The 3103-nt window shown below is 55.2% G+C and carries 2 protein-coding genes; both read right to left on the reverse strand.

Translation table 11 applies throughout. From position 1 onward, the window contains the following. The coding region (locus ACOTX5_RS26270) for a DUF6453 family protein (RefSeq protein WP_421632515.1) at window positions 1–756 on the reverse strand (756 nt) is incomplete at its 3' end. A 1-nt stretch (window position 757) separates the two neighbouring features. Continuing rightward, the coding region (locus tag ACOTX5_RS26275) for a phage tail tip fiber protein (protein ID WP_421632516.1) at window positions 758–3103 on the reverse strand (2346 nt) is incomplete at its 5' end.

Raw genomic sequence — 3103 nt, forward strand, 5'->3', positions numbered from 1 at the left:
GATGCTCACGGCATTTTTCGAAGGTGTCCATAGCTGGTTGAGGTAGACGAAAGGCCGCTTTGTCGTCGAAAACGTGCAGGCCCCGGCTGCATTGAAGATGTTGAGCCCGGTGCCCGGCTGCGGCGCCACGCCACTGGCAAAGATGACAATATCTATCGTGCCGGTCGTTGGAGCATCATCGTTGGTGGATGGAGGGCTGAAGAACCTGACCGTGTTGCCATCAAAATCGACGGTGTTGCCGCTATTGCAGCGCCCAAAGATGATATATTTGGACTTGTCGTACCCCGCTATCGTGGGAACTGCCCAGCCGCCTGTGGGGACATTGACGGTCCCCTTCCAGATACACTGCCCTGACTGCGTGGCATTGGTTATTGAGGTGAAGTCAGTGCTGTTGCTGATGAGAAGACCCACACCACTACGCTGGCCTGACGGAAATATCTGCCAGAGGCTACCGGGGAACGTGTACGTACTTTCACGCTCACTGATGCTTACATCCTTCATCGTGGAGTTCTGCGTCACGCGGCCACCGGATATGGTGACCGAGTTCATTTTATGAAGCAGCCCTGAATCAAGGTAAGCTGTCGCGTGCGGGATAAACAGCACCTGCGCCCCGGAAACATAACCGGCAATATCAGCGTACTTTGCTTTCTGGTAGCCACTGTCAAAGTAGGCTCCAAAAGACGGGCACCGAAGACCCGCCGTTATCTCCATCCGCTTTCCGCCATCATTCAGATCAATCAGTAGTCCTCTTGGCATGTTATGTCCATTCTCCAAGTACGATACGGCCGCCTCCGGTCAGGTTGATAGTTACACCATTACTGTCTATCACCGTCGCCTTGTTCGGCCCGCTAAACCCGAAATTACCAGTCGTTGCATACAAAGCCCCGCGAACGGTGACATTGTTCAGTTCAGCGTTACCACTTTTCGGCATATTCCAGCCTGTCTTCCCGGTCACAAAATTATTGGATTTCAGTGAATCTGTAATTTTTGCGAACTGGATGCTGGCATCCCTGAAGTAAGCATCGTTGATGAACACCTGCCCGTTCTGGATGACGAACGGAAGGGACACCGTGGCTCCGGCCTGGTGCGTTACGGCGAAGCGGTCAGCCAGGAAGATAACCTGCGACTGCATGCCGGACGGCGTATTCTCCACGCCGATCCCCATCCCTGCCGCGTAAAGCTGACCATTGCTGGATAACCCGACCTTAATGCTGTACATCGCCTTCAGGTCGCCGTTGACGTTCGCAATGGCCTGCGCGTTGGTGGTGATCGCTGAAGTGTGCCCGTTGATGGTCGCCGTGATGCCGTTTATCTGCGTGGCGGTGGCCTGCTGATAATCGGAGAACGTCTGGTTTAGGCTGTTGATGGATGCCTTGTTGCCGTTCACGTCAGTCTGCAAACTTAGCAGCGAACGTGCTGTTGCCTCCCTGTCGCTTGCCATGACGTTATCAATACGATCGATGCCGGCCTTGCTGTCACCGTACTGCGCGCTGAGTCTCACCCGCTGATCAACCTGCGCCAGCGTACTCGTTATTAGCGCGATAGCGTTATTCTGGATGCCGCCGCTGGCAGTATCGGTTCTTGCTCCCAGCTCCTCCAGGCGGGATGCCATTGATGAAGTCGTGTCTGTGACAACCTGTCGCAACGTGGTGATATCAGCAGTGTTTTGTGAGCTGGCTTGTTCAGCCGCATCTGCCTTACCTGATGCAGCGTCAGCTTTACTCGAAGCCGAATCAGCTTTATCAGAAATGACCTGAGTACTCGCAGTGAGCTGGTCAACAGCAGTAGCCCTTGCCTGAGCTTCATCTGACAGAGCCTGCCTTACCTCGGTAACTCCTGCCTCGTTCTGCGCAGTTTTTGCCTCAAGACGGGTAACATCCGTTACGCGCGCCTCCGTTTCAGTAGCGATCACCTCCCGGAGCTGTTCGAATGTCGCAGAGTTAGCGCCCTGTTGGGCTGTCTGGCGCACGATAACATCGGCAATAGCCAGCGCGTTGCCGATGATTGCTTCTGCTGTCTGCTTATTCGAACCTACGGCGGCAGCCAGCCCATCGGCGTTCTCCTTAATTGCATCAGAAAGCTCGGCCAGTTTCTCGTTACTGTCTACAGCACTTTCAATCAGATCCTTAAATACCTCGGAATCTTTAATCTCCTCCAGGATCGCATCGGTGATATCGGATACATCGATGCTGGCCTGCCCGCGCACCCAGTCGGTCCAACCGCTCTGATTCCCGATCCTGTCGACAAGCCGTGCCTGATACCAGAATTCCTGCCCCGCCTTCAGCCCCATCTGTTGATAAAGTTTCTGCGGATACGGTACAGATGCCAAAAGCATCGGATTCGAGCCGTCAGCGGCAATGCTGTATTGCAGCTCAGTGCTCAGGGTGTCGCCGGTATTAGCCGGGAATCCCCAGGTGACGTTGATTCCGAATACGACGTCTTCGGAGGCCTTAAGCCCGACAGGTTTGGGTACCTCACCCGCGCGTCCCTTCAGGTGTGTAAGCGCGGAAGTTGCCCAGAGACTCGATGCACCGCCGGAGTTGATCGCGCGTACACGGACCAGATAATCACCCTCGAAGATGCCAGGCGCTTCGATATTGCGAAGACCGGTCTCCGGTACGTTAACCCACTCATTGTCGCCGCGCTTCCACTGCACCCGATAGGCTATGACATCCGCCTGTGGTTTGCCGTTCTTGTCGACCGGCGCATCCCAGGATGCCGTCAGGGTAGCCACTCGCTGCCCCTGGCGCACTGCGTCATAGCTCGCTACCACGATATTGGTCGGCTGGTTGACGAGGCCGGTTGGTATCAGACTAATTGGCGGTGTGTCCAGGCGGGCATTGTTATCGACCGCATCATATTTTGATGCGTTATATTCGGCCCCGGTGATTGTGAAGGTGTTTTCTTCATCATCAAATCTCAGGTTCGTAACGCGGAAGTATTGCAGGCGCAACTGCCCTGCATCGATGACGAATACAGCGTTAGGTAACGGCTCTGCCGTGAAAGGCGTGGCGACCACCAGCTGCGTGCCGTTTACGGCCTGGATCACCCTGCTTTCAACGGTACCGCCCCGTGTGCGGATCATCAGTGTGTCACCCGCAAC

Source organism: Enterobacter cloacae complex sp. IR5441 (genome assembly GCF_049238215.1).
Taxonomy (GTDB): Bacteria; Pseudomonadota; Gammaproteobacteria; order Enterobacterales; family Enterobacteriaceae; genus Enterobacter; species Enterobacter hormaechei_C.